At 64.6% G+C, this 22526-nt stretch carries 25 protein-coding genes and 1 pseudogene; 16 read left to right on the forward strand and 10 right to left on the reverse strand.

Annotation, left to right across the window (positions count from 1 at the left end; genetic code table 11):
• Positions 1 to 66: 66 nt before the first annotated feature.
• The 4 genes from IVB26_RS21325 to pncA all read right to left on the reverse strand — a co-directional run bounded on the left by IVB26_RS21325 (position 67) and on the right by pncA (position 4415).
• Positions 67 to 450, reverse strand: a complete 384-nt coding sequence (locus IVB26_RS21325) for a GrlR family regulatory protein (RefSeq protein WP_247967285.1) — start codon at positions 448 to 450, stop codon at positions 67 to 69.
• 33 nt (positions 451 to 483) lie between these two features.
• Positions 484 to 2517 carry an NAD(+) synthase gene (locus tag IVB26_RS21330; protein ID WP_247967286.1) on the reverse strand — a complete coding sequence of 678 codons (2034 nt, stop codon included), beginning with the start codon at positions 2515 to 2517 and terminating at the stop codon, positions 484 to 486.
• Positions 2518 to 2657: 140 nt separating this feature from the next.
• Positions 2658 to 3773, reverse strand: coding sequence for an alpha/beta fold hydrolase (locus IVB26_RS21335; RefSeq protein WP_247967287.1), 1116 nt, complete (start codon positions 3771 to 3773; stop codon positions 2658 to 2660).
• Between the two features lie 15 nt (positions 3774 to 3788).
• Positions 3789 to 4415 (reverse strand): bifunctional nicotinamidase/pyrazinamidase, encoded by a 627-nt coding sequence (pncA, locus tag IVB26_RS21340; protein ID WP_247967288.1) that lies wholly within the window; start codon positions 4413 to 4415, stop codon positions 3789 to 3791.
• Between the two features lie 269 nt (positions 4416 to 4684).
• Between pncA and glk the strand changes: the two genes are divergently transcribed.
• From glk to IVB26_RS21355, 3 genes are all read left to right on the forward strand, one after another.
• Complete coding sequence (glk, locus tag IVB26_RS21345; RefSeq protein WP_247973235.1) at positions 4685 to 5677, forward strand: glucokinase; 993 nt, start codon at positions 4685 to 4687, stop codon at positions 5675 to 5677.
• A gap of 141 nt (positions 5678 to 5818) precedes the next feature.
• Positions 5819 to 6022 carry a hypothetical protein gene (locus IVB26_RS21350; protein ID WP_247967289.1) on the forward strand — a complete coding sequence of 68 codons (204 nt, stop codon included), beginning with the start codon at positions 5819 to 5821 and terminating at the stop codon, positions 6020 to 6022.
• 144 nt (positions 6023 to 6166) lie between these two features.
• Positions 6167 to 6322 (forward strand): hypothetical protein, encoded by a 156-nt coding sequence (locus tag IVB26_RS21355; RefSeq protein WP_211417009.1) that lies wholly within the window; start codon positions 6167 to 6169, stop codon positions 6320 to 6322.
• A gap of 109 nt (positions 6323 to 6431) precedes the next feature.
• Here the strand turns inward: IVB26_RS21355 and IVB26_RS21360 are convergent, their stop codons facing one another.
• Both IVB26_RS21360 and IVB26_RS21365 read right to left on the reverse strand, forming a co-directional pair.
• Entirely contained in the window at positions 6432 to 6809 is a 378-nt protein-coding gene (locus IVB26_RS21360) for a response regulator (protein WP_246921571.1), read from the reverse strand.
• Positions 6810 to 6921: 112 nt separating this feature from the next.
• Entirely contained in the window at positions 6922 to 7716 is a 795-nt protein-coding gene (locus tag IVB26_RS21365; protein ID WP_247967290.1) for a Spy/CpxP family protein refolding chaperone, read from the reverse strand.
• 482 nt (positions 7717 to 8198) lie between these two features.
• Here IVB26_RS21365 and IVB26_RS21370 point away from each other — a divergent pair, with 482 nt between their 5' ends.
• The 6 genes from IVB26_RS21370 (at position 8199) to IVB26_RS21395 (ending at position 14359) form a co-directional block, all read left to right on the forward strand.
• Positions 8199 to 9539 carry an ABC transporter substrate-binding protein gene (locus tag IVB26_RS21370; protein WP_247967291.1) on the forward strand — a complete coding sequence of 447 codons (1341 nt, stop codon included), beginning with the start codon at positions 8199 to 8201 and terminating at the stop codon, positions 9537 to 9539.
• A gap of 140 nt (positions 9540 to 9679) precedes the next feature.
• Positions 9680 to 10618 (forward strand): carbohydrate ABC transporter permease, encoded by a 939-nt coding sequence (locus IVB26_RS21375; RefSeq protein WP_247967292.1) that lies wholly within the window; start codon positions 9680 to 9682, stop codon positions 10616 to 10618.
• Positions 10618 to 11529: a carbohydrate ABC transporter permease gene (locus tag IVB26_RS21380; RefSeq protein WP_247967293.1), complete on the forward strand. Its 912-nt coding sequence runs from the start codon at positions 10618 to 10620 to the stop codon at positions 11527 to 11529. Before IVB26_RS21375 ends, IVB26_RS21380 begins: the two co-directional genes overlap by 1 nt.
• 6 nt (positions 11530 to 11535) lie before the next feature.
• The gene (locus tag IVB26_RS21385) at positions 11536 to 12636 is read left to right on the forward strand and encodes an ABC transporter ATP-binding protein (protein WP_247967294.1); all 1101 of its coding nucleotides are present in this window, start codon (positions 11536 to 11538) and stop codon (positions 12634 to 12636) included.
• A 34-nt stretch (positions 12637 to 12670) separates the two neighbouring features.
• Complete coding sequence (locus IVB26_RS21390; RefSeq protein WP_247967295.1) at positions 12671 to 13660, forward strand: hydroxyacid dehydrogenase; 990 nt, start codon at positions 12671 to 12673, stop codon at positions 13658 to 13660.
• 171 nt (positions 13661 to 13831) lie between these two features.
• The gene (locus IVB26_RS21395) at positions 13832 to 14359 is read left to right on the forward strand and encodes a hypothetical protein (protein WP_247967296.1); all 528 of its coding nucleotides are present in this window, start codon (positions 13832 to 13834) and stop codon (positions 14357 to 14359) included.
• A gap of 100 nt (positions 14360 to 14459) precedes the next feature.
• Here the strand turns inward: IVB26_RS21395 and IVB26_RS21400 are convergent.
• A pseudogene (locus IVB26_RS21400) lies at positions 14460 to 14959 on the reverse strand (DUF1993 domain-containing protein).
• A 114-nt stretch (positions 14960 to 15073) separates the two neighbouring features.
• Here IVB26_RS21400 and IVB26_RS21405 point away from each other — a divergent pair.
• The 4 genes from IVB26_RS21405 (at position 15074) to IVB26_RS21420 (ending at position 17964) form a co-directional block, all read left to right on the forward strand.
• A complete protein-coding gene (locus IVB26_RS21405; RefSeq protein ID WP_247967297.1) occupies positions 15074 to 15865 on the forward strand; it encodes a transporter substrate-binding domain-containing protein in 792 nt (263 codons plus the stop codon).
• A 159-nt stretch (positions 15866 to 16024) separates the two neighbouring features.
• Positions 16025 to 16369 (forward strand): hypothetical protein, encoded by a 345-nt coding sequence (locus IVB26_RS21410; protein ID WP_247967298.1) that lies wholly within the window; start codon positions 16025 to 16027, stop codon positions 16367 to 16369.
• Positions 16370 to 16561: 192 nt separating this feature from the next.
• On the forward strand, positions 16562 to 17428 hold the full coding sequence (locus IVB26_RS21415) for a DUF2147 domain-containing protein (protein WP_247967299.1): 867 nt from the start codon (positions 16562 to 16564) through the stop codon (positions 17426 to 17428).
• 179 nt (positions 17429 to 17607) lie between these two features.
• Entirely contained in the window at positions 17608 to 17964 is a 357-nt protein-coding gene (locus IVB26_RS21420) for a hypothetical protein (RefSeq protein ID WP_247967300.1), read from the forward strand.
• 148 nt (positions 17965 to 18112) lie between these two features.
• On the opposite strand, the gene IVB26_RS21425 is transcribed toward IVB26_RS21420, so the two are convergent.
• Positions 18113 to 18517 (reverse strand): (R)-mandelonitrile lyase, encoded by a 405-nt coding sequence (locus tag IVB26_RS21425; RefSeq protein ID WP_028144578.1) that lies wholly within the window; start codon positions 18515 to 18517, stop codon positions 18113 to 18115.
• Positions 18518 to 18535: 18 nt separating this feature from the next.
• Positions 18536 to 19234: a ribonuclease activity regulator RraA gene (locus IVB26_RS21430; protein ID WP_011087336.1), complete on the reverse strand. Its 699-nt coding sequence runs from the start codon at positions 19232 to 19234 to the stop codon at positions 18536 to 18538.
• A gap of 249 nt (positions 19235 to 19483) precedes the next feature.
• Here IVB26_RS21430 and pxpB point away from each other — a divergent pair, with 249 nt between their 5' ends.
• From pxpB to IVB26_RS21445, 3 genes are read left to right on the forward strand one after another with little or no spacing between them, the layout of a single operon-like run.
• Positions 19484 to 20215, forward strand: coding sequence for a 5-oxoprolinase subunit PxpB (gene pxpB, locus IVB26_RS21435; protein ID WP_247967301.1), 732 nt, complete (start codon positions 19484 to 19486; stop codon positions 20213 to 20215).
• On the forward strand, positions 20212 to 21249 hold the full coding sequence (locus tag IVB26_RS21440; RefSeq protein ID WP_247967302.1) for a 5-oxoprolinase subunit C family protein: 1038 nt from the start codon (positions 20212 to 20214) through the stop codon (positions 21247 to 21249). The genes pxpB and IVB26_RS21440 overlap by 4 nt, the downstream gene beginning before the upstream one ends.
• A gap of 32 nt (positions 21250 to 21281) precedes the next feature.
• Entirely contained in the window at positions 21282 to 22049 is a 768-nt protein-coding gene (locus tag IVB26_RS21445) for a LamB/YcsF family protein (RefSeq protein WP_247967303.1), read from the forward strand.
• A gap of 121 nt (positions 22050 to 22170) precedes the next feature.
• On the opposite strand, the gene IVB26_RS21450 is transcribed toward IVB26_RS21445, so the two are convergent.
• Positions 22171 to 22323, reverse strand: coding sequence for a hypothetical protein (locus IVB26_RS21450; RefSeq protein WP_247967304.1), 153 nt, complete (start codon positions 22321 to 22323; stop codon positions 22171 to 22173).
• Positions 22324 to 22526: the final 203 nt, after the last annotated feature.

Genomic DNA, 22526 nt, shown 5'->3' on the forward strand with positions numbered 1-22526 from the left:
AACAGACGCGAACGTTCTGTGGGTGCGAAGGTTCCTGAGCAGGAACGAGGGCCGATCACGCCGCGTTCACATTGCGTCCTTGAGTGTGAGGCGTGCCGTGAATGTCACGGTGGTCTTGCCGACCAGCGCCATGCCTTCGACCTCGGCGCCACCGGCGGAATAGTCACCCGAGAAACCGCAAGTGACCTCCCGGCCGCCGAACGCAAGCATCCTGCCGACGGCCTCGGTGTGCTGATTGACGATCATGTCGCCCCGCCACTTGCCGTTCCGGAACGTGTAGCTGCCGGTGTAGTAGAAGAAGCTGTCGCCGCCCATGATGCGACCATCACTGAGCACGACCACGCCTCTGGCCTGCCCGCGCTTGCCGTCACGCATCTCGATGTCGAAGATGTAGAGGCCGTTGACGACCCCGGCCTCTCCACCCGCTTCCGCCCTGTCCCCGGCCGACATCCGATCATCTCCCCATGTCGATCCGCGCCCCGATCAGCTGGGCACGTTCCGTTCGAGATCTTCGAGCCACGCGGTCGCGCTCGCATCCGACGGCGCGCGCCAGTCGCCACGCGGTGACAGCGACCCGCCGGCCGAGACCTTCGGGCCGTTCGGCATCGCCGAGCGCTTGAACTGGCTGAAGGCAAAGAAGCGGCGCAGGAACACTTCGAGCCAGCGGCGGATCTCGGGAAGGGCATAGGCCTTGCGCCGGTCGTTCGGGAATGCCGGCGGCCATTCGCCCTTGGCGACGTCCTTCCAGGCATGCTGCGCCATGAAGGCGATTTTGGACGGACGCATGCCGAAGCGCAGCGTGTAGAACAGGTTGAAATCCTGCAGCTCGTACGGACCGACGGCCGCTTCGGTGCTCTGCGGCTTCTCGCCGGCCTCGACCGGCACGAGCTCGGGCGAGATTTCGGCCACCAGGATCGAGCCGAGCGTCCGGTTGACCTCGTCGCTGAACTGCTTCGACGAGATCACCCAGCGGATCAGATGTTGGATCAGCGTTTTCGGTACCCCAGAGTTGACGTTGTAATGCGCCATCTGGTCGCCGACGCCATAGGTGCACCAGCCGAGCGCGAGTTCAGAGAGATCGCCGGTCCCGATCACGATGCCGCCGTGATGATTGGCGAGCCTGAACAGATAATCCGTGCGCAGGCCCGCCTGCACGTTCTCGAAGGTGACGTCGTAGACCTTCTCGCCCTGGCCGAAGGGATGGCCGATGTCCTTCAGCATCTGCGTCGCCGTGGTGCGGATGTCGAGCTCCTGCCAGCTCGTGTGCAACGCCTGCATCAGTGCCAGCGCATGGGACTTGCTCTCGCTGCCGGTGGCAAAGCCCGGCATCGTATAGGCCAGGATGTTCTCGCGCGGCAGCCCGAGCAGGTCGACCGCCTTGGCGGCCACGATCAAGGCGTGGGTGGAATCGAGCCCGCCCGAGACGCCGATCACGACGCGCTTGGTGCCGGTGGCGCGCATGCGCTGCACGAGGCCAGCGACCTGGATGTTGTAGGCCTCGTAGCAATCCTGCTCGAGCAGGCTCTCGTCGCTCGGCACGAACGGAAAGCGCTCGACCTTGCGCAGGAAACCGATGTCGGCAGCCGGGGGCTTCAGCGCGAATGTCACCTTGCGGAAAAACGCCTCGCGCTGGCGGCGATTGTCGTCGAACGTGCCCATCAGCGCGCGCTCTTGCCTCAGCAGGTCGAGATCGATGTCGGCAGTGGTGATCTGGCCGCCCTGGCGGAACCGCTCGCCCTCGGCCAGCAGCACGCCGTTCTCGTAGATCGAGGTCTGGCCGTCCCAGGCGAGATCGGTGGTCGATTCCCCTGCCCCGGCGGCCGAGTAGACATAAGCCGCGAGGCAACGCGCCGACGTCGATTGACACAGCAGCGCGCGCGAACGCGCACGGCCGATCGTGATTGGGCTGCCCGAGAGATTGATCAGCACGCTCGCGCCGGCAAGTGCGAGCTCGGACGCCGGCGTCACCGGGATCCACATGTCCTCGCAGATCTCGACGCCGATAGTCAGGCCCGGCACGTCCTCGGCCGAAAACAGGAGGTCGACGCCGAACGGGGCATGCAGCCCGCCAAAGGAGATCGTCTCTCCGACCATGCCGGCGCCGGAGGCGAAATGCCGGCCCTCGTAGAATTCGCGGTAGGTCGGCAGGTAAGTCTTCGGCACCACGCCGAGAATGTTGCCGCGATGAATGACCACGGCGCAGTTGTAGATGCGATGACCAAAGCGCAGCGGCGCGCCGACGATGACGACCGTCATCAGTCCTGCGGAGGCCTCGACGATGCCCAGAAGGCCGCGCTCGACCGCATCGAGCAGCGGATCCTGCTTGACCAGATCTTCGATCGCATAGCCGGACAGGCACAGCTCGGGAAACACGGCGACCGCTACCGACTGCTCGTGGCAGGCATTGGCTGCCGCCAGCACGGCCTTCGCGTTGGCCGAGGCATCGGCGACATGGGACGTGGTGACACAAGCCGCCACGCGCGCAAATCCGTGGGCGTAGATCGAGTGGAAAGTCATCGAGCGCAGTACCCTTGATCTCTTCGCTGCCGAAGCCGGCAGCTCCGGACCTTATGTAGCCCATTGGCCGGGGCCCGTGCAGGCCATCCGCCGTCATGCATAACGGATTTGCAGGAAGGCCGGCCCGGCGCCTGGCGAGTTCAGGCGCTGCGGGCCAGCACGCCGGACAGGTCGTCGCGCAGCCATTCGGCGATCCGAGGCCAGGCATGCGCGTGGGTGCGCGCGCCCATGAACAGGCCGAGGTGGTTGCTCGGCTCGGAAGCCGCCGCAATGAAGACCGGCGGCGTGCCGAGGAGGCCAGCGGTGGCGAGCGCCTGCGCCGCGGGCACGACGTCGTCGTCGAGCCCGGCGAGCAGGAAGACCGGCGCCTTGACGTCGTTCAGATCGACCGTACGGCCAAGAGCAACAAAACTGCCGCCGGCGATCTGGTTCTCCCGGAAAACCCGGTTGACGACCTCCAAATAATATTTGCCTGGCAGATCGAGCGTCTCCGCATTCCAGCGGTCGAAGCGCGCGATCAGGGCCGCACCCTCCTCGTCCGACAGGTCTCTCTGCAATGCCGCTACGATATCGTCGCGGGTTGGCGCCTTGGACCACAAGCGGAGCATCTCCCCGCCGCTGACGTTGCCGCCGCCGCGTGCGACGAGTTGGTCGTAGACCATCTCGGGTGCGTTACGGGTGAGCCGGCACAACGAGGAATCGATCGACAGGTCCACGGGAGCACCGACCAGCACCAGCCGCCGCACCTTGGCCGGGAAGCGCGCCGCATAGAGCAGCGACAGCCAGCCGCCCTGGCACAGGCCGACCAGATCGACCGGCGCGCCGATCTCGTCGATGGCGACGTTGAGATCGCCAAGATAGCTGTCGATCGAGAGATAGCGCATGTCAGGCGTAGCTGACCGCCAATCGGTGAGATAGATCCGGTCAATGCCGCCGTCTTGCAGGGAGCCCACCACGCTGTGGCCGGGCGCGAAATCGGCGATCAGGGCCCGGTGCAGCGCATAGGGCGCGCAGACCAGCACCGGCTGGCCGGACCGCGTCCGCGTGCAATCGCGCAGGCGCATCGTCGCGAGTTCCAACGCAACGCTGTTGGGCGTCGTCCACGGCAGCTTGCGCTCACCCTGCTCTGCCCGGCCGCGCTCGACCCACCAGAAGCAAGCGTCCATGGCGAGCCGGGCCGCCGTAAACGGCCAGAGCAGCGGCTCGTCAGGGGCATGATCCGGTCCGCCCGGCTGTTTGCCGATCTTTTCCACCATGACTTTCTCAAGTCCTTACAGAAACGCCTCGAGGCCGACGACGGAGATGCCGAAGTCCCGAAAACTCTGATGGGCCGCGGCTACCGAGCCGTCGAGATCGATACCGCGGCAGGCGTCCTCGATGACGGCCACTTCCAACCCCGCCTTGCGCGCATCCTCCGCCGAGAAGCGGACGCAGAAGTCGAGCGCGAGACCGGCGACAAAGACAGTCTTCAGCTCACGTTCGCGCAAATACCCGAGCAGGCCCGTCGCCGTCCGATGGTCGTTCTCGAACAGTGCCGAATAGGAATCGATGCCGCGGCGAAACCCCTTGCGCACCACGAGGCTCGGTCTGACGACGTCGAGATCGCGATGGAATTCGGCGCCCGAGGTGCCCTGCACGCAATGCGCCGGCCAGAGCACCTGGGTGCCGTAATCGAGCTCGATGGTCTGGAACGGCTGCTTGCCCGCATGGTTCGGCGCGAACGAGACGTGGTCGCGCGGATGCCAGTCCTGGGTCAGCACGACGTTGGCGAATTTTTGGGCGATTCGGTTGATCGCAGGCACGACCTTCTCGCCGCCGGGAACGGCAAGCGCTCCGCCGGTGCAGAAGTCGTTCTGCACGTCGATCGCCAGCAGCACGTCGCGGTCGGAAATCTTCATCGCCAGTCTCGTTCGATGCGCCGGGCGCGCCGGTGCCAGACCCGTCCCCTCAGTGTCGACCTTCCCGCGCTGCTTCGCAACCGGCGGCACCGTGCGAGGCCTGCGCGAATTGGTCACCGGATGACGGACGGGATGCAACGCTTTGGCCTCGTCCGTGTTGACTAGGCGCATCCAAGGGCGGATTCTCGCACTGTCCGACAGGGCGGATCGGGTCAAAGGCGTGGAGGACAGGGTTGGCGCCGCCGGAAGGCGGTGGCAGCCGCGAAGTCATGAATATCGGCAAGACAGGACAGATTCTTCTCGCCGATATCGGCGGCACCAATGCGCGCTTCGCGCTGAGCCAGAGCGAATTGGGCGGCGGCGATTTCGATCAACTCGGACCGATTGACTATGTGAAGGTCGCCGACTTCCCGACCGTCCGGGAAGCCATCTCGGACGTCCTGGCACGCAGGTCCGGCGGCAAGCCGCCTCAAAGAGCCGTGCTGGCCGTCGCGGGTCCCGTCACCAACAACCGCTGCGTCATGACCAACAGTCCCTGGGTCATCGACGGCAACGAGCTGCAACCGGCTCTCGGCTTCGACAGCGTCCACGTGCTCAACGATTTCGAGGTGGTCGCCTGGTCCCTGCCCGCATTGCAGCCTGCCGATCTGATCCCGCTAGGCGGACAGGATGGCCTGCCCGGAGAGCCGTTGCTGGTGGTCGGACCCGGAACCGGCTTTGGCGTCTCCTGCCTGGTCGACCGCCATGGCGCGCGACTGGCCGTCGTCACCGAAGCCGGACACGCGACGCTGCCGGCGGAGAACGAGCGCGAGGAACGTGTGATCACGTGCTTGCGCCGGCGCCTCGGCCACGTCTCTATCGAGCGTGGCGCGCTCTCGGGTTCCGGGCTGCAAAATCTCTACGAAGCCTTGGCGGAGGTTGACGGCGCTCAGGTGCCGCAGCGCGATGCTGCCGGCATCACCAAGGCCGCCTTGGAGGGCAGTTGTCCCGTCAGCCGCGCGACGCTGGACATGTTTTGCGCCATCCTTGGCTCCGTCGCCAGCAATCTCGCGGTGACGTTCGGCGCCCGCGGCGGTGTCTATATCGCCGGCGGAATCGTGCCGCGCTTTCCCGAGTTCCTGATGGCCTCCGCGTTCCGGGCACGCTTCGAAGCCAAGGGTCGGTTCCAGGACTATTTGCGCAACATTCCAACCAGGCTCGTGATCAAGCCCGATGCGAGCTTCGTCGGCCTGAAGATGTTCGCCGACCACAACGTCGATTGAGGCACGAAAGCTCTCTGCTCGCCGGTTCCAGTATTCACAGTTGATTCAGCGCATGTGCGGTTCCACGCATGAACGCGCTTGCCTGCATGTTCCCGATGAGAAACAATCAGACCGTGTGTGGCGTAGTTGCGGGGGCGTAACATGCGTAAGCAGGATCTGGGTTTCGACTATCACCGCTATCGCCGTCTGCTGAGCGAGGCGGACAACGAAGACAAGCGGCTGGCCCTGATCGACCTCCTGATCGAGGAAAGGGCGCGAGACCGGCTGGCCGCCCAGCGCGCCTCGGACCGCGCGGCCATGACGGCCCATACCATTGCCACCGTGCTGAGGAACGGTCGCAACTGAGACTTGCAATCCGGCTGCGGCAGGCACGAACGCGGGAAACCATTGCAATTCCATTAACGATTTCCCGCAATCCGACGTCAAACTTTTTGCTCTAAGAGTTCCCTCACCTGATGCAATTCAGGATCAACACAGGGGGCAATGAACATGAGCATGATTTCGATCGCCGCGATGCCGGCCGTCGTCGAAACGCGTTTCGCCGATTCGTCCTTCAAAACCATCTTGCTGTTCTGCTGCACGGGTCTGGTCGCCTCGTTCGGCCTGATGGCGCACGGCATCGACCTCGGCGCCGGCCTGATGTGAGACCGCGACAAAGTCCGTCGCCAGATGGCCGCCCCTAACGGGCGGCCATTTTCGTTGGCAATCCCCGCACGGCGTCTTCGCCGTCGCCAGTGCGGCGCCTTCGCCGTCGCTAGTGCTGCGCTTTGACAGGCGCTCCCGGAAACATCGAATCGATCATCGCCTTGAGCTGATCCATTGCGATCGGCTTGCGCAGGATCGGCCTGCGCCGGAGCAAGGACGGCAGCAGCTCGGGGCCGTAACCGGTGGCGAACAGGAACGGTTTGCCGCGGCGCTCGATCAGGTCGGCGACGGGATCGACGTAGACGCCCATGAGATTGATGTCGAGGATGGCCAGATCGTATTGCGCGGTCATGGCGAACGCGCTGGCGTCCCGCACATTGTCCGCTTCTGCAACGACGTGGTGGCCGAGTTCAACCACCATGTCGGCGATCATCATCCGGATCAACGCCTCGTCTTCGACCAGGAAAACGGAGAGTCCGTCCGCCATATCAACCCCGCAGTCAGCTTAGCAAAGGTAACCATACATCAATTGTGGAGAGGATTCACGAATTCGTGGCGGGCGCCGTTAATTCAGACGCGCCCGATCCGATTCAACTTGATCAATCCAATCCGCGCTCGTGGCTCAGGCGCACCATCTCCTGAATGAAGACCTGCTTCTGCTTGTCATCGAGGCTCGAAAAGAGCGGCTCGGCCGCGTCGGCGACGTTGCGCTGGTCAGCGGCCCGGTCGATCAGGAACTGCGACTCGTTGCGCATCTGCTCGATGATGTCATCGGGCGGATCCCGCTTGGCGCGCGCAACCCGCAAGTTGAGCCGCTCCGCGCCATTATGCCCCAGGTAGTGCATGGCGCTCGAGAAGCCATACCAGTGCTTCTCCTGATCGGGCGTGAGGTTCAGCTCGGTCTTGATCCGCTCGATATAGGCATCGCTGTTGGCGACGATCTGTTCGGCGGTCTGCTGGGGCGCGCCGGGCTGGGTGAGGACCGTGACATCTTTATTGTCCTTGCCCTGCGGGGCATTCTTCGCCTCCTTGCTCGCCTTGGCGCCCTTGCCCGCTTTGCCGCTCTTGGCATCCTTGTCCTTGGCCGCGCCCTGCTGCTTGGCATCCTTGCCGGTGTCCTTGCCAGCGTCCTTGGCGGCCGGGGCCTGATTGCCATTGTTGTTGCCGACGCCGAGCACGCCGGTGAAGACGCCGACCACGCCGCCGATTGCGCCGCCGAGCACGCCACCGACCGGACCTGCCGCCTTGTTCCCGGCCGCCGCACCTTCCTGAACGCCTTTGACCAGCCCTTGAGCATTGGCCGCCGCGGCGTTGCCGAGCAGCAGCGCGAGCACGGCCCCTAGCGCAAACCATCGCCGCATGTGAAGCCGCGCTGACGGCGCCGGGTTGATCATTCTCGTCTCCATCGTCGATCTGACTGGCCTGTCGGGCGAGAGCCCTCGCCAATTGCAACTCTATCGTTTCCGCCGCGCCAAGGTCCAGACGCGGCCGATTGCTGTCCACGCCTGAAAAGTCTTTCGCGCGAAGCGGTTATGCAGGCTCATTCGAAACTGCGGCGTAATTGCGCACGGACCGTGCGAGGGCTCGCTCGCACGAAGTGTGCGTCGCAAAATGAACATTTGCGTTGACGCGCGGCGCATGGTCCCGACGTGCAATCAAGTCGGTGTCGGGCACACCATTAGTTCTAGACGAGGAGCCGTTCGGCTTTCTCGACAGACGCGGTCAATCATGATCTGATCGCGCTACCAATTTGCTGCGGCCTGCGTGAATTGTTCACGTCAGCCGACGGCACCAATAAGAAAATCCGACAACAAGAACTCAACAAGAAGTCTCTCAGAGGAAACTCCAACAACAAACACCCAGGCGAGGAAACGAGATGTCACGCAAGACACTGACGCGACGTCAATTTGTGGCTGCCACTGCAATGTCCTCCGCGGCGCTGATCTCGGCGCCCTATGTCCGAGGCGCCTACGCCGCCGGCAAGCTCTCGATCGGCTTCTGGGACCATTGGGTACCCGGCGCCAACAAGGCCTCGACCGATCTCGTCAACGAATGGGCCGCCAAGGAGAAGGTCGAAGTCTCCATCGACTACATCACCAGCAACAACAAGAAGATCGAGCTGACCGCCGCGGCCGAAGCCCAGGCCAAATCCGGTCACGACATCCTTCAGATGCCGAGCTGGTGGCCGCAGGCCTATGCCGAGAATCTCGAGCCGCTCAACGACGTCATGGAGCCGCTGCTCAAGCAGAATGGCGAGGTGAACGGCACCGTCAAATATCTCGGGCAGTCGGGCGGCAAATGGCTCGCAGTGCCCGCGACACCCGGCAGCCAGATCAAGGGCCCCTGCTCCCGCATCGATCTCATGAAGAAGCATGCCGGCATCGACGTGCAGGAGATGTATCCGGCAGGCGGCGCGCCCAAGGTCGAAAACTGGACCATGGAGACCTTCCTGAAGGCAGCCGAGGCTTGCCACAAGGCCGGCGTTCCGTTCGGCATCGGTCTCGGCGAGACCACCGACAGCGTCGACACCGCCGGCGCGATCTTCCAATCGTTCGGCGCCGAGCTCGTCAACGCCAAGGGCGATATCACGGTGAAGACCGATCAGGTTCGCCAGGCCATGGAGTTCTACAAGAAGCTGATCGCGTTTCTGCCGCCAGACGCGCCGTCCTGGGACGACGCTTCGAACAACAAATGGCTGATCTCCGGCCGGGGCGCGATGATCCTCAATCCGCCGAGCGCCTGGGCCGTTGCCAAGCGCGATGCGCCGCAGGTTGCCGAGCAGTGTTGGACGCACGGCTTCCCGTCCGGTCCGAAGGGTCGGTTTGCACCGTACCTGCCCTACTTCTGGGGCGTCTGGAGCTTCGGCAAGAACAAGGAGGCGGCCAAGAGCCTGTTGGTTCATTTGTCCGCGCCATCATCGATCGAGAAATTCGTCGCGGTGAGCGGCGGCTATGACCTGCCGGCCTATGCGAACATGAACAAGTTCAAGACCTGGGAGGAGGAAGGTCCGCCGAAGGGAACGCTCTATCACTATCCGGACCCGCACAAGCATCAGACGCTGTCGATCGCGGCGTCACCCGCGCCGCCCAAGATCGCTCAGCAGATCTACTTCCAGGCGACGCTGACCAAGATGGCGCTGCGTTTTGCGCGCGGCGAGACGATGGATCAGGCGCTCGCCTGGGCCGAGGGCGAGTGCGAAGGCTTCATGCGGAGCTAGGCCGGGGGGTGACAGAGGCGGTTCGCGCCACGTTGCGTGAGCCGCCGTCTCCGATCCTCCAATCCGCGTGACCGCGAAGCCGAGCCTTTGGCGGCTTCGCGGTTGGAGAGTTGCAAGAAAGCTGACTTAAGGAAGCTGACATGGCCGATGTCGTCGTTGAGCGAGGTCACGTCGCCCGTACGACGGGCGCGCGAAAGGGATCGAGCCTGCGCAACGCGCTCGGGCGAAAATCGACGGTTGCGTTCTTCCTGACGCTCCCGCTGATCCTCCTGATCCTGCTGCTCGTGCTCTATCCCGCCCTCTACTCGGTCCACCTCGCGACGCTGAACAAGGCGATGACGAAGTTCGTCGGCCTCAGCAACTTCACTTTCCTGTTCAAGCGCGAGACGTTCTGGATGGTGGTGCGGCAGTCCTGCATCTTCGCCATCACCGCCGTGGTCTTCAAGGCGTTGATCGGCTTCATCGTCGCGCATTTCGTCCACAACATCCCGGCCAAGGGCCAGCGCAAATGGCGCGGCATGCTGCTGGTGCCCTGGGTGATCCCGCCGGCGATGAGCACGCTGGCCTGGCTGTGGCTGTTCGACCCCTCCTACAGCGCCTTCAACTACACGCTGTCCTTCTTCGGTGTCGGGCCGATCCCCTGGCTCGGCGATACCTTCTGGGCACGGTTCTCCGTCATCCTCGTCAACGTGTGGTACGGGGCGCCGTTCTTCATGATCATGTATCTGGCCGCGCTGAAATCCGTGCCCGACCAGTTGTACGAGGCCGCGGAGATCGACGGCGCCAATTGGTGGCAGAAGATCTGGCACATCACCTTGCCGATGATGCGCAACATCATCGCGATCACCACCTTGTTCTCGCTGATCGTCACCTTCGCCAATTTCGACATCGTGCGCATCCTGACATCGGGCGGCCCGCTGGATACGACGCATCTGTTCGCCACCTGGGCGTTCCAGGTCGGCATCCAAAGCAGCGACATTCCGCTCGGCGCCTGCGTCTCTCTGTTCATGGTGCCGATCCTGGCGGTCGCTGCGATCTTCATCCTGCGCGATGTCAACAAACGCGGAAACGAAGCCTGATGAGCACGCTCGCAATCGACAAGGCCGGACCGTCCCGCAAGGTCAAATACGGCAGCATGAGCCGAGACCGCACCTGGGCGCTACGCTGGTCCTATTTCTTCCTGGTGCTGTTCGCCATCTTCTTCCTGACACCGCCGATCTACATGCTGATCACCTCGCTCAAGAGCAGCGCGGAGATATCGGCGGCGACCAATCCCTGGTGGGTGTTTCATCCGACGCTGTCGAACTATGTCGAGCTGTTGAGCTCGAACCAGTTTCTGCGCTTCTTCTGGAATTCGTCGATCATTTCGATCATCGTGGTGATCGTGACCATGATGATCAGCATCCCCGCGGCCTTCGCGCTGGCCCGGATGAAGTTCTGGGGATCGGCGACACTGGCCACCGGCGTCTTCCTCACCTACCTGATTCCGGACAGCCTTCTGTTCATCCCCCTGTTCAAGGTGCTCGGGATGGTCCAGGAGCTGACCGGCATCACGCTGCTCAACCGATGGTACGTTCTGATCTTCATCTATCCGACGCTGACCGTACCGTTCTGCACCTGGATCATGATCGGCTACTTCGCCTCGATCCCGAAGGAGCTGGACGAGGCCGCTCTGATCGACGGCGCCTCCTGGCTCCAGACGCTGACGCGGATCTTCATTCCCGTCGCACTGCCCGGGCTGATCGCCGCCACCATCTTCGCGTTCACGGTGTCCTGGGCTCAGTTCCTCTATCCCCTGGTGTTCACGACGTCGGTGGACCAGCTCGTGCTGCCGGTCGGCATCACCACCACGCTGATCAAGGGCGACGTGTTCAACTGGGGACAGATCATGACCGGCGCGCTGCTCGGCGCTGCGCCGCCGCTGGTCATCTACGCCTTCCTGATGGACTACTACATTGCCGGCCTGACCGCCGGCGCGACAAAGGGTTGATGTCTGATGGCTGACGTTGCTTTGCGGAAGGTAGTTAAGCGTTACGACGATGTCGAAGCCGTGCGCGGCATAGATCTCGACATCGCCGACCATGAGTTCATCGTGTTGGTCGGCCCCTCCGGCTGCGGCAAGTCGACGACGCTGCGCATGATCGCGGGCCTCGAGGACATCAGCGACGGCGACATCATGATCGGCGGCGACGTCGTCAACGACGTGCCGCCGAAAGACCGCGACATCGCGATGGTGTTCCAGAACTACGCGCTCTACCCGCACATGACGGTCGCGGAGAACATGTCGTTCGGATTGCGGCTGAAGCACTATCCCAAGGCGGAGATCAAGGCCCGGGTGACGGAAGCCGCCCGCCTCCTCGACATCACCGACCTGATCGACCGCAAGCCGAAGCAGCTCTCCGGCGGCCAGCGCCAGCGCGTCGCGATGGGCCGCGCCATCGTGCGCAATCCAAAGGTCTTCCTGTTCGACGAGCCGCTGTCCAATCTCGACGCGAAACTCCGCGTGCAGATGCGGATCGAGATCAAGAAGGTCCACCAGAAGGTGCGCACCACCACGGTCTACGTCACCCACGACCAGGTCGAGGCGATGACGCTGGCCGACCGCGTCGTGGTGATGAACAAAGGACGGATCGAGCAGATCGGCACGCCGAACGAGCTCTACCACAAGCCGGCGACGCGCTTCGTCGCGGGCTTCATCGGCTCGCCCGCGATGAACTTCCTGCCGTGCCGGCTCGAGGACGTCGGCGGCACGCTTCAGATCCGACTCACCGACCGCATCGCCTTTGCGCTGCCGCCGGCCCGTGCCGCGCGCTACAATGCGCTGCCGCGCACCGACAAGCTGCTGCTCGGCCTCCGGCCCGAGCATCTCACCGAGTCGCACGCGCATCTGGAGCCCGGCGTCGAGAGTTTCGACACCGTGCTCGACGTCACCGAGCCGATGGGAATGGAGACGCTGGTCTATTTCGGTCTCGACGGCACGCCGGTGTGTGGCCGCGTCAATCCCAATGCCGGCGCCAAGGACGGGGCACCCATGCGTTTGGCGATGGACCTCAATAATATGCACCTGCTAAACGAGGCGACCGGCGTCGTGTTGTGACGCCGGTCCAAGAAACTCGCGCAGGCAGGAGACGATGGCGACCAACAAGAAGAAGATTTTCGTTACGCAAACTTTGTCGCAAGGGGCACGCGCCCTCCTCACCCAGCGGGACGATATCGAGCTCGTCGAGTTTCCGAACCTGATCTCGGCTGGGGATTTCGAGGCCTTGCTGAAGAGCCATGCGCCGGTCCACGGCGTGGCACTCGGCGCCACCGCTTTCGGCGAGACCGAGCTCGAGGCGTCCCGCGGCATGCAGGTGGTGACCCGCATCGGCGTCGGCTATGACGCCGTCGACGTGCCCGCCCTCTCCCGCCGCAAGGTGCCGCTGATGGTTGCGGGCAGCGCGAACTCTCCTTCGGTCGCGGAAGCGGCGCTGTTCATGATGCTGACGCTCGCCAAACGTGCGCAGGAGCTGCATGCCTGCGTCAAGGACGGCAAATGGGCGGACCGGCTCGGCATGCTCCCGTTCGATCTCTACGGCAAGACCGTACTGGTCATCGGCTTCGGTCGCATCGGCAGCCGTACCGCCAAGCGGTGCCTCGCGATGGAAATGAACGTGCAGGTCTACGATCCCTACAAGCCTGCCTCTGAGATCAAGGCCGCCGGCTGCGAACCTGTCACTGACTTCGATGCCGCGCTGCCTCACGCCGATTTCGTCACCATCCACTGCCCGAAGACGCCGGAGACGATCGGCTTGTTTGACGCGGTGCGGATCGGCCGGATGAAGCCGAATTCCTATCTCATCAACACGGCACGCGGCGGCATCGTAAAGGAAGCCGCGCTTTACGACGCCCTGGTCTCCGGCAAGCTCGCCGGCGCCGGCATCGACGTGTTCGAGGCGGAGCCGCCGCCGATCAGCAATGCACTGTTCGCCCTGCCCAACGTCATCATCGCCCCGCACGTTGCCGGCGTGACGGTCGAGGCGGTCCAGCGCATGAGCGAGCAGACCGCGCGCAACATCCTGAGTGTGCTGGACGGCGATCCCATCCGTCAGAACGTCATCAACCACGATGTGCTGGGCTGAACGAACCCGGGGTCGGGCGGGCAATCCCGCCCGCCTTCGGAAGGCCAGAATGCGTCCCATTTTGGTGCAGATCGAGCCCCAACTCAGCCTTAATCAAGCGCGCGTAATGGAGCCGGAAGCGCGGCGGCAGTGGGACAGACTGGCCGGCGCGTCGAGCTGGAGGATGAACCCTTGTCAGAGATCGACCCGACCGACCACGCGCTGGCGACCATCGCCAGCATCCTGGAGCACCCCGAGCCCGTTCTCGTCATTCGCAAGACCGAGACCGAGATCGTCGTCGCCGGAGAGCGCGAGCACATCGACTCCGACGAACAGCAGGTCGTCGACGAGTATTCGGTCGTCGACGAACATCCGTCAGTCGACGAGCATCCGTCAATCGAAGAGCATCCAGTGGTCGAAGAGCAGCCGCTGGTGCCGGAGCACGCCGATGCCGACGGCTACAGTAAGGTCGGCCCCGGCCCGATGGTCGCGATCCGGCTCAAATGGACGGTCCATCGCGGCGATGACGACCAGTTCTACGTCCACGAGACCATCGGCGAGCAATCCGTCCCCGTGGTCAGCGGCCCCATGACGAGCGAGGCCGCGGTGCATTTCGTCGACACGCAGGAGGACGAGGCGCAGCGGCGCTTCGAAGAGCTGCGCAGCGAGATCGCCGGCCGCAGCTCGCTCGCCGATTACGAGCGCAAAGGCGAAGCCTAAAGCGCGATCATCGCGCTTTAGGTTATTGTTTGAGCATGATCCCTCCGGAAAACCGCTTCGCACTTTGCGCTAACGCGGTCCTTCGGGTCCGGATCATGCTCTAGCGCTCGCGCGCACCGAGAAAGTCCCGCTTCACCAGCTCGACGCCGGCGTGCCGCAACAGGTCGTAGGCCGTCGTGACGTGAAAGAAGAACTGCGGGACGCTGAACGTCAGCAACAGCGTCCGCCCGGTGAAGGGCAGCTCGGTGCCGTTCTTCAGAAGAAGACATTCCGTTCCGCCGCCGCATCGATCTCCGCGCGCGGCAGGCTTTCGATGAACTCGATCGCCGTCGCGATGCGCGCCTGGAGCCCGGCCATGTCGTGCTCCAGCACCGGCAACGCCACCGGCTCGCACTGGGCCAGCAAGGCCGGCGCGACGGTGGCATGACGGCAGGCCTCGCCGACCTGCTGCGCCAGATCGTACATGTTCGGCGCCATTCGCATGCCGAGCAGGACCGTCGGGTTGAACTTGCGGGCCTCGGCATAGGCAACGCCCTTGTCGAGCAGTGCGGACAGATTTCGCAAGTAGGGCACGAAGAGGCCGACCGAGGCCTCGTACATCGAGATGGTCACCTCTGAATTCCCTTCAATTGCGCCTCGCCAGCGACGGGCATCTGGTCTAAATCCACACGTCAGGAGCTGCACAATGACAGCTCGGGCATGGGTGGAAAAGAGATGATCGTTCGAAGGGCTGTTCGAATCCTGGCGGCTGTGGCCGTGGCGTTGCTGGCAAACCTTTCGGCCCATGCGCAGCAGGCGCCCTCGCGCCTCGACGAGATCGTCAAGCGCGGCACTCTGCGCGTCGGCATGACTGGCGACTACAAGCCCTTCACCTACCTGGACAAGGCGACGCAGCAGTTCAGCGGCTTCGACGTCGACATGGCGGAAGCGCTCGGCAAGGCGCTCGGGGTCAAGGTCGAGTTCGTGCCGACGGCCTGGCCGAAGCTGATGAAGGATTTCGAGGCCGACCAGTTCGACATCGCCATGGGCGGCGTCTCGGTCACGCTCGACCGGCAGAAAAAGGGCTTCTTCTCGACACCGATCATGCGCGAGGGCAAGACGCCGATCACGCGCTGCGCCGACGTCGGCAAGTACCAGACGCTTCCGGACATCGACAAGAAGGGCACCCGCGTGATCGTCAATCCCGGCGGCACCAACGAGCGTTTCGCACGCGCCAATGTCAAGGACGCCGAGATCACCGTCTTCCCCGACAACACCGTGATCTTCGACGAGATCGCCAAGGGCAACGCCGATCTGATGATGACGGACGCCTCCGAGACGCGCTACCAGCAGAAGCAGCACGCTGGCGTGCTCTGCGCGGTGCATCCCGAAAAACCGTTCGACTTCTCCGAGAAGGCCTACTGGCTCCAGCGCGACGTGGCGCTGAAGGCTTTCGTCGACCAATGGCTGCACATTTCCATGGAAGACGGCAGCTACAAGAAGATCTACGCCGCCTGGTTCGACTGACATGCGAAGGGAATTGGCGGTCGTAATTGTGCTCGGGATCAGCGGGGTCCACGGTGCGCTCGCACAGTCGAAGTTCACACCCGCGACCGGGCCAGCATGCAAGGACGAGTCGACAGACGAGCTCGGTCTCTTTGGACCTGCCCGGGTCCGGCCGGTTACGTGGTGCGCTTTGCCGACGAAGGCAACATCGTATCGGTCACGATTGCGCCTCGGAGCGGAATCGAGAAGGTGTCCGGGCCGACCGCGCAATGGCGCGGCGCCGGCAAGTCGTTTGGCGGAAAGGTGCAATGGATCATGCGTGCCGGCGTACCAAGGGCCGCGGTGATCCGCACCTGGCGACGGGTCGACGACGATGAGAAGGAGCTCCAGGAGCTCTCCGTGTTCGCGATCAGCGGCGCAAATGCCTGCCTCGTTGGTTCGGTCGATGTTCATGCCGACAAGGCGAACGACGCAGCGCTTGCTCGCGCTCAACAGGCGGCCAATGCGGGTTGTCCGCGGAAGTAGACGGGGCACGCTGAATTTCGCTGATCAGGCGCCGAGCGGCGCCCCCCCGCCCAACTCCAGGCAGAGTTCGGCGTTATTGAACCAAGGTCAGCACGAGCACGACTCATACCGAGAACAGTGATCTAGATCACTTTTGAAGATCGAGCCGGGGCGTAAGCGTCGGTCCGGGGACTATCTGCTCAGGAGATGGAAATGAGGAAGCTGTTGGCTGCGGCCGCATTCCTTTTGGCGAGTACAGCTGCTCAAGCACAGTACACTTTCGAATATGGCGGGCGCACCATCCGGATCGATCCGGACCGCGGCACGGTGCAGATCCCGGGCGTGTACGACAACACCGGCCAGGGCAAGGCCAAGAAGGCCAAGAAGAACGAGCAGGCGCCGCAGCAAGCCACCGTCGATCCGCAAGCGCCGGCTGCTCCGGCACCTGCGCCCGCTCCTGCCGCGCCACCCGCCGCCGTGCAGGCGCCCGCGGCTGCGGCCGTAGCGCCGCCTCCTGCGCCGCCGCCGGCTCCGCCGGCGACCACGACCGCCACCAACGCGCCGGCCGATACGGCCGTTGTGCCCCCGCCCGCGCCGCCTCCAGCCCCTGCTCCCGTCGAGCAGCAGGCAGCGCCCGCCGCAGCGCCGCCGCCCGCCCCGACCGTGGCTGTCGCGCCACCGGCGCCGCCTCCGCCACCCGCCCCTGCGCCCATCGCACCAGCCCCCGCCAAGGCGGCCGCAGCCACGCCAGCTCCCGCAGCCGCGCCCACGCGCGATCTCAATTCACCGCTCGGCGTCTGGCTCACCGAGGAGAAGGAAGGCAAGGTCCGCATCGAGCAATGCGGCAGCAATCTGTGCGGCTATTCGGTCGACAGCAAATCGAACCAGAATGGCGAGCAGGTTCTGATCAACATGAAGCCGAACAAGGACCAGAAATGGTCCGGCCGCATCCTCGATCCCAACTCCGGCTCGACCTATGATTCGACGATCGCAATGAAGGGCACCGATCGCCTGCGCGTGCAGGGCTGCGCCTTCGGCGGCATGTTCTGCGGCGGACAGACCTGGACGCGCGTGAATTGAGTTTTGACTCGACGTTCTGATTGAAGAAGGGGCCCGCGATCCGGGCCCCTTTGCTTTTGCCCCGCGCTCAGTTGCGAGGTGCGCCACCTCACACAGCCTGCTGCTCGCGTGACAGCCCTCACATCGCCGGTTCCGCGCCCGTGCCATGTTCCCCGCATGGTCACCCACAGAGGCGTGTCATGAACGGCTTCCGCAAAGGTCTCTTCGCCACCATCGTCGCCATCGCCTTCCCGCTCGCGCAGGTCGATGCTGCGACAAGCACTTTCGACGGCACATGGAATGTCCGCATCTCCTCATCGAGCGAGACCTGCGGCAACGGCGCGACCGTCGCGATCGGCATCAACAACGGGCAGATCGCCTCGAGCAGCACCGCAGTGTCGGCGTCGGGCCGCGTGGCGGACGCCGGCAGCATCAACGTCACCCTGAGCACCGGCATCAAGCGCGCCGTCGGCTTCGGACGACTGAGCGGCACCTCGGGCTCCGGCACCTGGCGCGGCGCGCTGTGCACGGGAACGTGGACGGCGGAGCGGATGTAGGAGGTCTGGTGTCCCGGACGCGCTGCAGCGTGCAACGCTGCTGCGCAGAGCCGGGACCCAGCAGTCTTGGTTGTCGCCGGAAGATTCTGGGTCCCGGATCGGCGACGCATCGCCTTCAGGCGATGCGTCTTGTGCGGGACACGGCGCCTTAGCCCAGCGCGGCCCCATACTCCGCGTCAGTGACCGGCTCCAACCAGGTCGAGTAGACGCCGTCGAGCGCTTCCTGCATGGCGATGTGGCACATGCCGTTGGTCGGCGACGCTCCGTGCCAGTGCAACTCGCCCGGTGGAATCCAGACAGTGTCGCCGGGACGGATCTCCCTGACCGGACCGCCCTTGGTCTGCACGCGCCCGACGCCGGAGATGACGTAGAGCGTCTGCCCGAGCGGATGGTGATGCCAGTTGGTGCGAGCACCCGGCTCGAACGCAACGCGCGAGCAGTTCAGCCGTGCCGGCGCGGGCGCCATGATGACGGGGTCCTGCCACACGGTGCCGGTGAAGTTTTCCTTGGGCGCGCGGCGGGTCGGCCGCGTGCCTGCAACAGTGATCTCCATGGGGGGTCCTCGCTTCCGTTACTTCTTGCTGGCGGCGTAGCGCGCCTTGGTCTCGGCGTTCATGGGATAGAGGCCCGGCAGCACCGCGCCGTTGTTCACCTCGTTGACGATCCAGGCTTCCATGCGCTCCTGCTCGACGCCCTCGTTGAGGACGTGATCGAGCATCGCCTGCGGGATCAGCACGCAGCCGTCCTGGTCGGCGACCACGATGTCGTTCGGAAAAACGGCAACCCCACCGCAGCCGATCGGCTCGCCCCAGCCGACGAAGGTCAGGCCGGCCACGGAGGGCGGCGCGGCATAGCCGTCGCACCACACCGGAAGATTGGTGCCGAGCACGCCCTCGACGTCACGCACGACGCCGTCGGTGACGAGCGCGGTGACGCCGCGCTTCATCATGCGGGCGCAGAGAATGTCGCCGAAGATGCCGGCATCGGTGATGCCCATGGCATCGACCACGGCGATGCATCCCTCCGGCATCGCCTCGATCGCGGTGCGGGTCGAGATCGGCGACGACCAGGATTCCGGCGTCGCCAGATCCTCGCGCGCCGGCACGAAGCGCAGCGTGAAGGCCGGTCCCACCAGGCGCGGCAGGCCCGGACGCAGCGGGCGCGCGCCCCGCATCCACACATTGCGCAGGCCCTTCTTCAGCAGGACCGTGGTGATGGTGGCGGTGGTGATGCCGGCGAGGGTCTTGCGGGCTTCGGGGGACAGCGACATGGACGACAACGAGCTCCGGATGGCGGGAAAGAACGCGCGCATCTTGCGAGCCGCAGCCCTTGCGTCAAGGGCCAAGAGGCCACCAATAACGCAGGGCGGCTGAGCCGTTATGCGACGCGATAACAAGGTCTTATCGCGCCCCCTTGCATTAATTTATTGGACTTGCGGGCGCATTTACGCGAAGCAGGACGAAGCGGAACTCCCACGTCGGGGGCCGCATTCCCGTTTTCGACAGCTCTTCGACAGCTCATGGCCGCGACGCTTCCCCCGCCCCGCCTTCTGCCCAGTGGCGACAGCGCCGTCACGGTCGAGTTCAGCCGCACGATCGATGACACCGCCAACCAGCGCGTGCTGGCGCTCGACAAGACACTCGCGGCAAGCCCCATCGACGGCATCACCGAGACCGTGCCGACCTATCGCTCGCTGCTGGTGCATTACGATCCCGACAAGATCGGTTTCGACGCGCTCGGCGAAAAGATCCTGCCGATCGCCACCCGGCCGTTGCCGCCGGTGACCAAGGCACGCCGCTGGCGCATTCCCGTCGCCTATGGCGGCGAGCACGGCATCGATCTCGAGGATGTCGCCAAGGCGCTGAACACCACGCCGGACGACATTGTTGCCCGTCATGTTGGCGGCGACTACAAGGTTGCCATGATCGGCTTCACGCCGGGCTGGTCCTATCTCAGCGGCCTCGACACATCCCTGCACATGTCGCGGCGGCAAAATCCGCGGCTGCTGACGCCCGCCGGCACGATCTCGATCGGCGGCATCCAGGCCGGGATCCAGTGCCTCGCCGCGCCGAGCGGCTGGCATCTGCTCGGCCGCACGCCTGTCAGAACCTATCAGCTCCACCGCAACCCGACCTTCCTCACCGAGCCCGGTGATCGCGTGACGTTCTTCGCCATCGACCACAAGACCTTCGAGGAGCTGGACCGCGCCGCGGAAGCCGGCGAGATCGTCGCCGAGCAGGTGGACGCATGAGCCGGCTCGTCATCGCCAGCGTCGGCCCTGCAAGCTCCGTCCAGGATGGCGGCCGCCTCGGCGCGCAGCGCTACGGCTTGACGGTGAGCGGGGCGATGGACCGACTGTCGCTGGCCGCGGCGAATACGCTGGTCGGCAACGAGCCGTTCGCGGCCGCCGTCGAGATCGGCCCGTTCGGCGCCTCTTTCACCGCGCGTGACGGCGCCGTGCGCGTCGCGATCTCTGGCGCGCCGCGCAATGCGGACGTCGCCGGGAGCCCCCTCGCCATGGACACGTCGGTGACGCTGAAGGACGGCGAGACGCTGACGCTGGGCTTTGCCCGCGGCGGCGCCTTCACCTATCTGGCGATCGAAGGCGCCATCAAGGGCGAGCCGGTGTTCGGCAGTCTCGCGGTCAATGCCCGCGCGGGGCTCGGCAGCCCCTACCCGCGCCCGCTGCAGGCTGGCGACGAGTTCACCGTTGACGCCGCGAGCGGCGCGCCGGAGCTGCGGATCGAGCTGCCGAAGTCAGCGAGCGGCCCGATCCGTGTGGTGCTGGGCCCGCAGGACGACGAGTTCGACGACGCCAACAAGGCGCTGTTCCTAGGAAGCGAGTGGAAGATCTCGGCGACCTCCGACCGCATGGGCTATCGGCTCGAGGGCCCCGCCATCAAGCATCTGCACGGCCACAACATCGTTTCTGACGGCACCGTCAACGGCAGCATCCAGGTGCCCGGCAACGGCGCGCCGATCGCCCTGATGATGGATCGCGGCACCTCCGGCGGCTATCCAAAGATCGCAACCGTGATCACGGCCGACGTCGGCCGCCTCGCGCAGACCTCGGCGGGAACGGCATTCCGCTTCAAGGCCGTCAGCGTGGCCGAGGCGCAGGACGAGGCGAAGAAATTCGCGCAACTGATCCGGACCCTGCCCGATCGCCTGCACTCTTCCGACACCGTCGCACTCAACATCGAGGCGCTCAGCGATGCCAACGTCGCGGGCTATGCCGTGAGCGCTGTCGATGCCGGGACCTGGCAGGTCACCGAGGAGCCTTAAGGCAACAACAAAACCAGAGGCGGAGAGGACCCATGAAGACAGTCGACCTCAATTGCGACCTCGGCGAAGGTTTTGGCGCGTGGGAGATGGGCAACGACGCCGCGATGATCGAGCTGGCAAGCTCGGTCAATGTCGCCTGCGGCTTCCATGCCGGCGATCCCGACATCATGCGCCGGACGGTGGAGCTGGCGAAGGCGCGCGGCGTCTCGGTCGGCGCCCATCCGGGCTACCGCGACCTGCACGGCTTCGGCCGGCATCCGATCGCGGGCCTGAAGGCCTCCGAGATCGAGAACCTCGTCGCCTACCAGATCGGCGCGCTTCAGGCGATCGCGACTGCCGCCGGCCACAAGGTCACCCATGTGAAGGCGCATGGCGCGCTCTCCAACGTCGCCTGCGAGGACGACATGACGGCGAAGGCGATCGCCGCCGGCATCAGGGCGGTCGACCCCAGCCTGATCTTCGTCGTGCTCGCCAATTCGAAGCTGGTGAAGGCCGGCGAAGCGGCCAACCTGCCGATGGTGCACGAGGTGTTCGCCGACCGCGCCTATGAGGACGACGGCAATCTCGTCTCGCGCAAGAAGCCCGGCGCAGTGCTGCACGATGCCAAGGCGATCGCCGATCGCGTGGTGCGCATGGTGCAGGACGGCGCGGTGGTCTCGGTGACCGGCAAGGTGATCAAGATGCGCACGGACACGGTGTGCATCCATGGCGACACGCCGGGCGCGGTCGACATCGCGCGCGGCTTGCGTCAGGCGTTGAAGGCTGCGGGGATCGAGGTGGCGCCGTTCAAGCGCGGGTGAGGTATCACAGGTGCCGTAGGGTGGGCAAAGGCGCACAGCGCCGTGCCCACGATCTCTGCATGATTGAGACAGGTGGTGGGCACGCTTCGCTTTGCCCACCCTACGAGTGCGTCCAACTTCGCTAGAACGGATGCACCGACAACGAGCCGAGCACGATGGCCGCGATAACCGCAAACGCGCTGTAGAGCGCCAGATGATGGGCGTTCGCCCGGGTCTGCCGCGAGAGCGAGCGCGCGTAGAAATGCAGTCTGGCTTCCGCCGATACTTCGCGCATGGTCGATCTCCAACGCCCCATTTGCGGGATTATGAGGGATCAACCAGGGCGGGAGGCAAGATGGTGGTGCAAATAGCGATGCGGGTTCTCTCGATAAGCCCCGTCGTGGGCGCAAATTCTCTTCGTCGACCGATTCCGAGAATCTTATTCGTTAAGATTCAAGCCAGTTGGAACCGGGCGGATGACAATGAGATGACGGCTCT

The organism is Bradyrhizobium sp. 195 (genome assembly GCF_023101665.1).
GTDB lineage: Bacteria > Pseudomonadota > Alphaproteobacteria > Rhizobiales > Xanthobacteraceae > Bradyrhizobium.

Excerpts from the sequence above, each read along its gene's own strand:
- IVB26_RS21325 (WP_247967285.1), bottom strand. The coding sequence starts at position 450 with ATGTCGGCCGGGGACAGGGCGGAAGCGGGTGGAGAGGCCGGGGTCGTC.
- IVB26_RS21330 (WP_247967286.1), bottom strand. The coding sequence starts at position 2,517 with ATGACTTTCCACTCGATCTACGCCCACGGATTTGCGCGCGTGGCGGCT.
- IVB26_RS21335 (WP_247967287.1), bottom strand. The coding sequence starts at position 3,773 with ATGGTGGAAAAGATCGGCAAACAGCCGGGCGGACCGGATCATGCCCCT.
- pncA (WP_247967288.1), bottom strand. The coding sequence starts at position 4,415 with ATGAAGATTTCCGACCGCGACGTGCTGCTGGCGATCGACGTGCAGAAC.
- glk (WP_247973235.1), top strand. The coding sequence starts at position 4,685 with ATGAATATCGGCAAGACAGGACAGATTCTTCTCGCCGATATCGGCGGC.
- IVB26_RS21350 (WP_247967289.1), top strand. The coding sequence starts at position 5,819 with ATGCGTAAGCAGGATCTGGGTTTCGACTATCACCGCTATCGCCGTCTG.
- IVB26_RS21355 (WP_211417009.1), top strand. The coding sequence starts at position 6,167 with ATGAGCATGATTTCGATCGCCGCGATGCCGGCCGTCGTCGAAACGCGT.
- IVB26_RS21360 (WP_246921571.1), bottom strand. The coding sequence starts at position 6,809 with ATGGCGGACGGACTCTCCGTTTTCCTGGTCGAAGACGAGGCGTTGATC.
- IVB26_RS21365 (WP_247967290.1), bottom strand. The coding sequence starts at position 7,716 with ATGATCAACCCGGCGCCGTCAGCGCGGCTTCACATGCGGCGATGGTTT.
- IVB26_RS21370 (WP_247967291.1), top strand. The coding sequence starts at position 8,199 with ATGTCACGCAAGACACTGACGCGACGTCAATTTGTGGCTGCCACTGCA.
- IVB26_RS21375 (WP_247967292.1), top strand. The coding sequence starts at position 9,680 with ATGGCCGATGTCGTCGTTGAGCGAGGTCACGTCGCCCGTACGACGGGC.
- IVB26_RS21380 (WP_247967293.1), top strand. The coding sequence starts at position 10,618 with ATGAGCACGCTCGCAATCGACAAGGCCGGACCGTCCCGCAAGGTCAAA.
- IVB26_RS21385 (WP_247967294.1), top strand. The coding sequence starts at position 11,536 with ATGGCTGACGTTGCTTTGCGGAAGGTAGTTAAGCGTTACGACGATGTC.
- IVB26_RS21390 (WP_247967295.1), top strand. The coding sequence starts at position 12,671 with ATGGCGACCAACAAGAAGAAGATTTTCGTTACGCAAACTTTGTCGCAA.
- IVB26_RS21405 (WP_247967297.1), top strand. The coding sequence starts at position 15,074 with ATGATCGTTCGAAGGGCTGTTCGAATCCTGGCGGCTGTGGCCGTGGCG.
- IVB26_RS21415 (WP_247967299.1), top strand. The coding sequence starts at position 16,562 with ATGAGGAAGCTGTTGGCTGCGGCCGCATTCCTTTTGGCGAGTACAGCT.
- IVB26_RS21420 (WP_247967300.1), top strand. The coding sequence starts at position 17,608 with ATGAACGGCTTCCGCAAAGGTCTCTTCGCCACCATCGTCGCCATCGCC.
- IVB26_RS21425 (WP_028144578.1), bottom strand. The coding sequence starts at position 18,517 with ATGGAGATCACTGTTGCAGGCACGCGGCCGACCCGCCGCGCGCCCAAG.
- IVB26_RS21430 (WP_011087336.1), bottom strand. The coding sequence starts at position 19,234 with ATGTCGCTGTCCCCCGAAGCCCGCAAGACCCTCGCCGGCATCACCACC.
- pxpB (WP_247967301.1), top strand. The coding sequence starts at position 19,484 with ATGGCCGCGACGCTTCCCCCGCCCCGCCTTCTGCCCAGTGGCGACAGC.
- IVB26_RS21440 (WP_247967302.1), top strand. The coding sequence starts at position 20,212 with ATGAGCCGGCTCGTCATCGCCAGCGTCGGCCCTGCAAGCTCCGTCCAG.
- IVB26_RS21445 (WP_247967303.1), top strand. The coding sequence starts at position 21,282 with ATGAAGACAGTCGACCTCAATTGCGACCTCGGCGAAGGTTTTGGCGCG.
- IVB26_RS21450 (WP_247967304.1), bottom strand. The coding sequence starts at position 22,323 with ATGCGCGAAGTATCGGCGGAAGCCAGACTGCATTTCTACGCGCGCTCG.